At 46.3% G+C, this 8444-nt stretch carries 7 protein-coding genes and 2 pseudogenes; 5 read left to right on the top strand and 4 right to left on the bottom strand.

Annotated features, from left to right (window positions below; translation table 11 throughout):
- Together IBT46_RS26755 and IBT46_RS26750 are read left to right on the top strand one after the other, a co-directional pair.
- Positions 1-248: pseudogene (locus IBT46_RS26755) on the top strand (IS630 family transposase); the annotation flags it as partial.
- A gap of 58 nt (positions 249-306) precedes the next feature.
- Positions 307-1004 (top strand): IS1 family transposase gene (locus IBT46_RS26750; protein ID WP_370569560.1). Its coding sequence is split into 2 segments (ribosomal slippage): positions 307-556 and positions 556-1004, totalling 699 coding nucleotides; the frame shifts between segments, so codons are not numbered across the junction.
- 163 nt (positions 1005-1167) lie between these two features.
- On the opposite strand, the gene IBT46_RS26745 is transcribed toward IBT46_RS26750, so the two are convergent.
- Together IBT46_RS26745 and IBT46_RS26740 are read right to left on the bottom strand one after the other, a co-directional pair.
- Positions 1168-1962, bottom strand: a complete 795-nt coding sequence (locus IBT46_RS26745; RefSeq protein WP_200548095.1) for an energy transducer TonB — start codon at positions 1960-1962, stop codon at positions 1168-1170.
- A 7-nt stretch (positions 1963-1969) separates the two neighbouring features.
- Positions 1970-2368, bottom strand: coding sequence for a hypothetical protein (locus IBT46_RS26740; RefSeq protein WP_370569559.1), 399 nt, complete (start codon positions 2366-2368; stop codon positions 1970-1972).
- Positions 2369-2693: 325 nt separating this feature from the next.
- Between IBT46_RS26740 and IBT46_RS26735 the strand changes: the two genes are divergently transcribed.
- Positions 2694-4865, top strand: a complete 2172-nt coding sequence (locus tag IBT46_RS26735; protein WP_200548094.1) for a TonB-dependent receptor domain-containing protein — start codon at positions 2694-2696, stop codon at positions 4863-4865.
- A gap of 132 nt (positions 4866-4997) precedes the next feature.
- On the opposite strand, the pseudogene IBT46_RS26730 reads toward IBT46_RS26735, so the two are convergent.
- Both IBT46_RS26730 and IBT46_RS26725 read right to left on the bottom strand, forming a co-directional pair.
- Positions 4998-5093, bottom strand: a pseudogene (locus tag IBT46_RS26730) (IS6 family transposase); the annotation flags it as partial.
- 304 nt (positions 5094-5397) lie between these two features.
- Positions 5398-6366, bottom strand: a complete 969-nt coding sequence (locus tag IBT46_RS26725; RefSeq protein ID WP_200548093.1) for an IS5 family transposase — start codon at positions 6364-6366, stop codon at positions 5398-5400.
- A gap of 199 nt (positions 6367-6565) precedes the next feature.
- On the opposite strand from IBT46_RS26725, the gene IBT46_RS26720 reads away from it, so the two are divergent.
- Positions 6566-7798, top strand: a complete 1233-nt coding sequence (locus tag IBT46_RS26720; protein WP_200548097.1) for an oligosaccharide MFS transporter — start codon at positions 6566-6568, stop codon at positions 7796-7798.
- 416 nt (positions 7799-8214) lie between these two features.
- The coding region (locus IBT46_RS26715) for a carbohydrate porin (protein ID WP_200548096.1) at positions 8215-8444 on the top strand (230 nt) is incomplete at its 3' end.

Genomic DNA, 8444 nt, shown 5'->3' with positions numbered 1-8444 from the left:
TGCGAGGATGAGGTTAAAATCCATCTCAACCCCAAAATCGGCGCAGACTGGTAACTACGTGGCCAGCTAAACGCGTTGTCATCCCCGGACAGAATGAAAAATATTATCTGGCCGTTGCGTTGCACAGCGGTACAGGAAAAGTCAGTTCTGTCGGTGGCAGCGGCAAAAACTCGGGTTTATATATCAGCCTGTTAAAGCATCTTAAAAGCACATACCGACGGGCAAAAACGATCATCCTGATCGTCGATAAGGGTAATGCTCCCAACTTGCTGATTTAGTGTATGATGGTGTTTTTGAGGTGCTCCTGTGGCTTCCGTCTCCGTCTGCTGTCCCTCCTGTTCCACGACTGAAGGCGTGGTGCGTAATGGCAAAAGTACTGCCGGGCATCAACGTTATCTCTGCTTTCACTGCCGTAAAACATGGCAGCTTCAGTTCACTTATGCCGCTTCTCAGCCCGGTACACACCAGAAAATCATTGATATGGCCATGAACGGCGTCGGTTGCCGCGCCACCGCACGCATTATGGGCGTCGGCCTCAACACGATTTTACGGCACTTAAAAAACTCAGACCGCAGTCGGTAACCTCTCGCATACAACCGGGCAGTGATGTCATCGTCTGTACGGAGATGGACGAACAGTGGGGCTTCGTCGGCTCCAAATCGTGCCAGCGCTGGCTTTTTTACGCGTATGACAGGATACGCAGAACGGTCGTGGCACACGTCCCTGGTGAGCGGACCATAACCACACTGGAACGACTTCTGAGCCTGCTGTCAGCCTTTGATGTTGTGGTATGGATGACGGGCGGATGGCCGCTGTATGAGTCACGGCTGAAGGGAAAGCTGCACGTCATCAGCAGGCGTTACACAGAGCAAATTGAACGATACAACCTGAATCTGAGACAGCATCTTGCAAGACTGAGCAGGAAGTCGCTGTCGTTCTCAAAATCAGTGGAACTGCATGACAAAGTTATCGGGCACTGTCTGACAATAAATCATTACCAATAAATTGGAGTCATTACCCTGTAGGCCGCTGGATTAACTGGTTCACGTTTTATGGACTCGAAGGCCTGAGATCGCTTCCTCCCGGGCGCGGACGCCGCTGGCCGTTTGAGGATTCCGGCGTAGAACCCCATTATGTTAATCACCCGCACGGCAGGCAGTGACACGGTCACCGCTTGTGCAGTTTGAACGCAACCTGCAGTGTGAGAACCCGCCCCGTTCCCGGTGGCGGCGGGCCCGATGACTTCGCCCGGCGTGCCGCCGTGACGACTGCTTCGTCAAGAGCGTCATTTCCCGAGCCCGAAGTCACCCGGACGTCCACGATATTGCCCTGCCCGTCCAGCCGGATTTCAATACCGACAGTGCCTTCATGACGCATCTGCCGCGCCCGGCGCGGATAAACATTATTTTTCACCACCTCCGCCCTGACTTTCGCCAGGTACGCTGCCGCCTCACCGCGGCGGTCGGCTTTCAGGTCCTGCGTTGCGTCACCCTTCGGGCCCGCGTCCGGCGACACTGCCTGTGAAGCACCCTGCGTGCGGGCATTTATCCCCGGTGCGGTGACCGCGCTCTCGCCGGGACGATCAGACGGCGCAGGGAGCTTTTTCCTGACAGGGTGTTTCCGCGGTATTTTTCTCTTTTCCTCCCGAACCGGCTTCTCCGGGACTTTTTCCTCCGACTTTTTCTTCACGATCACGATATCCGGCGTCTCCACCGGTGCCGCCGGCAGGTCATTCTGCACTGCCTCCGGCTCTGCCGCGTCTTCCGGCGCCGCCTGCTGGGCCGCAGCCGGCACCAGCATCACCGAAAAGGTCTCCGCCACCACGTCGTGCCGGTCGTACCGCGAGGCAGTGAGTGAATCAAACTCCTGAACCGCCAGCCACAGCAGTACTCCGTGCAGCAACACTGAAAAGAGCCAGGCAACCGGCGCCCGGCTGCCTGGCTCCGGCATCGTCAGCGTCATCAAACCGTCAGAAACTGCTGCTCAGTCCCAGACGGAACGTCCGCCCGGGAGCTGGCATCGAGCTGCGTGTCAGCGGATCGATGTAATAGCGATCGGTCAGATTGTTCGCCAGCTTCACGGTGGTGTTCATGTTCACCTGATAGCTGACGTGGGAATCAGCGGTGAAAGTTTGTGTCCAGTGCATCGGACTGTTGTTGGCCATTGCATAGGGATCGGGGAGTTTCTTCATCAGTTCTACTTCATCGTAGTTGCGTACGCTGGAGGTGTAGCGCATCCGGGTCCCTAATTCGAGTGTATACTCCATAAAGCGCAGCCCGAGATTACTGTTGATGGCATATTGGGGCTGCAGCGGGGTTCTCAGGACCCCACCGGGATGGTCGGCAGTAACGCATTTTTTCAGTCTCATGCTGTTTCCCGGATCCAGGTCTGCCTGCGCCAGGCTGTCACAGACTATATTCTTCAACCGATAATCCATACCGATATTCATAAAGTATCCACCGTTGTCATATCGCGACCGCATCTCAATGCCCGACGACCGGTGCTTATCCACCTAGGATATAATCCAGCGGTGAAGTGTGGAATGGTCGACGGCATCGTAAGCGGAGGCTTTTTCATTTTATATTGATATGTTATAACATAACTCAAATTTATCGCACTTAAATATTTTGGGAGCAGTATTGAAAAAGCATAGGACACAACCCGCTGGGATTGCCTTTGGAGTAGGCTTTTGCATGCTGACTACTGGTTTGACTCAGGCCCAACAAGTGCCGGAAACGACAGAAATTGAGAGTATTGTTGTAGAGGCTGATTCTATTCAGCCATTTCAGCCGCTAACTCGCCTGGCGGGTGATGAGCTGGCTCATCGCCGACAGGGGTCTTTAGGCGAGACACTGGCTGGGTTGCCTGGCATACATCTAGATAATTTTGGTGCCGGAGCATCGAAACCGGTGATTCGTGGGCAGACATTGCCTCGTATCGAAATTTTATCTGATGGCTCAAGTATGTTTGATGCTTCTGCGTTATCGCCGGATCATGCCATCACAGCTGAACCATTGTTGTTAGATGAAATTGAGATTCTACGTGGTCCTGCAGCAGTCTTATTTGGTGGTAATGCCGTTAATGGTGCTGTTAACCTTATCGATAGCAAGATACCAAAATCAGTCCCTGTTGAAAACTTTACCGGTGCATCAGAAATTCGTTACGGCAGTGGAGATAATGAAAGAACCGCCGTAGGGAAGGTGACTGCGGGAGTTGGGTCTATTGCTGTTCATGCTGAAGGCTTTCAGCGAAGAGCTGGTGATTATGCGGTACCTAGCTCCTACGGCTTGGATAGACTCGTGGATTCATTTGCTAACAGCTCCAGCTACAGTTTGGGGGCGTCATGGATTACGTCTTTCGGTTATATTGGAGTATCTCACAGCATACAGAATAGTGAATACGGATTACCTGGCCACTCTCATGCGAATGGAGCTTGCCATACTCATGGTTTAGATCTTCACTGTGAATCCCACGGCGGTTGGCGTGACCCATTCAGTGGTTACGATGACTCTCATACTGCTTTGATAAGAATGCGAAACGAGCGCACCGATTTGCGAAGTGACTACTACGACTTTGTGCCCGGAATCTCTCATGCCCGCATCAGAATGTCCTACACTGATTATTCTCATGATGAGCTAGACGGTGGAGTAAAATTTTCTCGCTATACAAATAACGCATATGATGGTCGTCTGGATTTAACGCACAATCCTTTGCTAGGATTTACTGGGACTTTTGGGGTGCAGTACTCGAGTAGTACGTTATCAGGCCTTAACGTTAATGACGTGCACAAAGGATTTAAGCCTGTGGAATACAACACTGAAAATGTTGGCATTTTTTTCAGCGAGGCGAAATCTTTCGGTGCATTTGATTTTGAATTTTCCGCACGAAAAGACTGGCGTAAGACTCAGGTACCAAATAGTAACTTTGATATCGTCGAGGAGATGATGAGGGTTACAGGATACTCGCGAGACTTGGTTTTGGAGAGTTTCTCGCAAAAGAACTTTGATGAAATGAAGGAAGAGTATTTTGGCTTCTTTAAGAATAGGAATCCGTCATCTAAGCAAAATCCTTTTTCAATTTCGGCTGGACTAAATTTTCATCTAGATGATCACCATTCCATATCATTTTCGTTAGCTAGAACTGAGCGGGCACCTAGCGTGCGGGAGTATTTTGCTTACGGAAACAACCTTGCTACTAATAGTTACGAGGTTGGTTTGGCGAAAACATGGAACGCATCAGATAGGCTTCCTAAGCCGAGCACAGAAGTCACCGAAAAGACGAAGTCGATTAATGTGACATTCCGTAGGCAGAGAGATGATATTGAATTTGAAATAGGACTGTTTCATCAATATATTGATAATTATGTATTTTCTCGTTTGATTGAGACTGAAACGGAAGGAGGGACGCCACATAACTATCTCGTTTATACTGCCGCAGATGCGATGTTTACGGGTGTTGATGGTCAGATTAGCTATCGTTTTTCGCCTGAGTCACGTGTTGTTCTCTTTGGAGATACTGTCCGGACAAAGATTAAATCTGAGGATGATAAATTACCTCGAATTCCACCTGGAAGGCTTGGTTCTCGATATGAATGGTCTCGCGGATCTTTGTCTGCCCAAGCGGAGTACTATCATACATTTGCACAAAGACGCTTTGCATCCTATGAAACTAAAACTGATAGTTATAATATGATAAATGCCACTTTAGCTTACCGCTTTGAGCTAACGCCGGGTCAGAATACTGAAGTTTCCATTCGGGCTAATAATGTTCTTAATGAGCTGGGCTACGTACACACTTCGTTTGTCAAGAATCAATCACCCCTGCGAGGTCGGAATTTTTTGCTAGGACTTCGTCATGATTTTTAATTTGACATCCTCCCCCTCCTGAGGGCTCTGTCGCATTAGCGTATGCATGTCAGCAAAATGTATGCTGCCGATTTTCCAAGCAGCTAACAGATAAAATTGTTCTGCGGGTGACATTCCGTCACCGGCCGGATGCTAATACTGACCTTTTCGTATCATGTTGAACAGTTTAATGCCGGCTAGTATCGTCTGCGCCCGGCGAAACGATTTGAATCCCGGCATCAGACGTATTCATTACCAATACATTGGAGTTATTACCTGATTTCTAATTCCAGAATAACCAGATCTATAGAATCATAAACACCACAGCCAACATTACCCCTGAAATCCTCCATGTTATTTTTTTAGTCAAAGTAAATTTAGATGCAGTTGCGGCTATTACCAGAATAAGGGTGACAGGCCAGTAATATTCCAGGAGTAAAATAATTGTCGCTGGCCAACCTATATTTACCATATATTTCTCATTTATACTTGTTGGTTGGCTTTGTTGCATAAATCGTATTTTGGGTGAGCATCCCCGTCGCTGAGCAGGTTTTCAGGCAATTCGCACGCTTTCCGGCATACCCGCTTTCGTCATTTTGTTCAGCGCACGCACCATGGTCAGAGCCTCCGCTACCTGGCCATCGTAATCACGCAGCGTCAGTGAACCACCCAACAACTGTTTTACCCTGTACATCGCCGTTTCCGATATTGACCGACGGTTATATTCCATTGTCCATTTCCATCTTGCATTGCTCCCGCTCAGACGTTGATTCGCTATTGCACGGTTACGGTCTGCGTACTCGTCAGGCCAGTAACCTGCACCACAACGTGGCGGTATCAGTGCCCTGATTTTCTTACGCCGCAGTTCATCGTGACACAGACGAGTATCGTAAGCCCCGTCTGCCGCCACTGCCCTGATTTTTCTGTGAGTCTGGCGGATAAGACCCGGAAACGCTTCTGAGTCCGTCACGTTATTCAGCGACAGGTCGGCGCAGATGATTTCATGTGTTCTGGCATCAACCACAAGATGCAGTTTACGCCAGATACTACACCGTGACTGGCCGTGTTTCCTGAATTTCCACTCGCCTTCGCCTGAGACCTTCAGCCCGGTTGAATCAATCACCAGATGGGCAATTTCACCCCGGGTGGGCGTTTTGAAACTCACGTTAACGGTTTTTGCCCGCCGGCTGACGGAGGAGTAATCCGGACAGCGCAGTGGGAGTTTCATCAGAGAAAAAAGGGAATCGATAAATCCCTGAGCAGCACTCAGGGTGAGGCGGAATACGCGTTTAATCATCAGGACAGTGGTGATGGCAGGGCCAGAATAGCGCTGCGGTCGTCCGCGTGACGCGGTGGTGGCCGTGTCATACCAGGCCTGAATCGCCTCATCATCCAGCCAGAACGTGATGGAGCCCCGATTAATCAGGGCCTTGTTGTAGTTGCACCAGTTGGTGATTTTGAACTTCTGCTTTGCCATGGAACTGCCTGCATTATTTGGATTATGCGTGATCTGATCCTTCAACTCACCAAAAGTTCGATTTATTCAACAAAGCCGAAGTCACTATCAAAAAACGCATAAGTGATCTTGATCACAACACCTGAATGTTAACGTTAACTTTCGTGATTAACATCCCATTTGTTTCAATGTTAACAAGATTTAAGAGTTTAGATGATATTAAAATCCAAAATGGATAATGGGAATAGGATGTTTTATGAAATTTCTGGCTGCCGAAATACCAATTAAAAATAAGTATTATCGATTCGCATCAAGTTATTCATTTTTATTTTTTATAACTTGGTCGCTTTGGTGGTCTCTTTATGCAATCTGGCTAAAGAATACAGTTGGATTAACAGGAGAGCAGCTCGGTACTCTTTATTCTTTGAACCAATTCACCAGCATTACCTTTATGGTAATTTATGGGGTTGTTCAGGATAAAATAGGACTTCGTAAAAACCTGATGTGGTTACTGGGTTGGATACTAATTCTGACTGGACCTTTTTTTATATATTTTTATGAACCATATCTAAAATCACATTTTCATCTTGTTGTTTCAATTGGCTCCGTGTTCTTTGGTCTTGGATATTTAGCTGGTTGTGGATTAGTTGATAGTTTCACTGAAAAAATGAGTAGGTCATTCAATTTTGAATACGGTACTTCACGTATGTGGGGATCTCTAGGATATGCTATAGGTGCTTTTTTTGCAGGAATATTTTTTTCTATCAACCCCCACTTTAACTTTTGGGCTGTTTCAGTGACTGGGATTCTCTTTATGCTTATCAATTTTAATTTTAAAGGGGAAAATTTCTTAGTAACAAATTCAAACGAATCAGAGAGTCTTACAAAAGAAGATTTTTTGGGTGTTTTTCGAGATAGGAAATTCTGGATGTTTGTAATATTCATAATTGGGACCTGGTCCTTTTATACTATTTATGATCAGCAAATGTTTCCTGTCTTCTATGCAAGTTTATTCTCAACAACCGAGACAGGAACGCGAGTATACGGATATTTAAACTCGGTACAAGTTGTGGCCGAAGCTATGTGTATGGCACTGGCTCCGTTTCTTATTAATCGAGTGGGGCCAAAAAAAGCATTACTTGTTGCTACGGTGATAATGACATTGCGTATTCTTATGGCTGCATATTTTGTTAACCCTTATATTTTATCATTTGTGAAAATGTTTCACGCGCTTGAAGTTCCGCTATTCGTAGTCGCAGTTTTCAAATATGCTTTATCAAACTTTGACAAGCGCCTTTCTTCTACTATTTTCTTGGTTGGATTTCAGATTGCTAGTTCTATTGGCATTATTATATTATCCATCCCCCTTGGTAGACTATTTGATGAAATTGGTTATCAGCGAGTGTTTTTCATTATTTCATTAATTGTAGCAATGATGCTAATTTTTGGTTTCGCTAAGTTGAGTGATGATGTAAGCGAAAGGAATAGCCCTAAGTAAAGCTTGCAAGTATGTCACCCAGTGTAAATCTTCTGGTTGGATCACTGAATTTGAAGTTTTTTGATTATTTACCTTCTGAATTAGGTCCGATTAATCCGTAAATAAAACCATGCTTACGACATTAACAGCGAAACAATTATTTGAAACAGGAAGCAGATATATGGGAAAGAAGAGAGGGTGAATGATATGTTAAGTTAAATTAGCATATTTACACCATGAGTTATTCTGTGATTCTATAATTAAAATTTTAATTATAGAGCAAAACTTAAAGCATCGCTTGTGATGTAGTATGAGTGAGCTCTATTTATAACCATAGGAAAAATTTATCAATTGGAGCTATTGCCATGAAATATGTTTTTTTATATAACTAGTCTATATTTTTTTCCTTTCCTACTCTTTCAGCAATCACTTTGGATATGCCTGAAGGAAACTTAAATTTTTATGGTGACGTGGAGTTTAACGTTGATGCCGCGAGTAAAACCGGCCAGTTAACGTCACTGCGTACTAATTCAGGTAATAACTGGAATGCCGGAAATACCGAGCGCTGGGATGTCAATGGGGGTTTGTTGAATAAATCAGATTCAGGGCGAGCGTTTCTGCAGCGGGTTGGGTTTTCAGGCGATACGCACACTTTCTGGCATACCTG

Source organism: Erwinia sp. S38 (genome assembly GCF_016624545.1).
GTDB lineage: Bacteria > Pseudomonadota > Gammaproteobacteria > Enterobacterales > Enterobacteriaceae > Erwinia > Erwinia coffeiphila.
The sequence above is the reverse complement of the archived record's forward strand: the minus strand, read 5'-3'. Positions and strand labels throughout refer to the sequence as shown.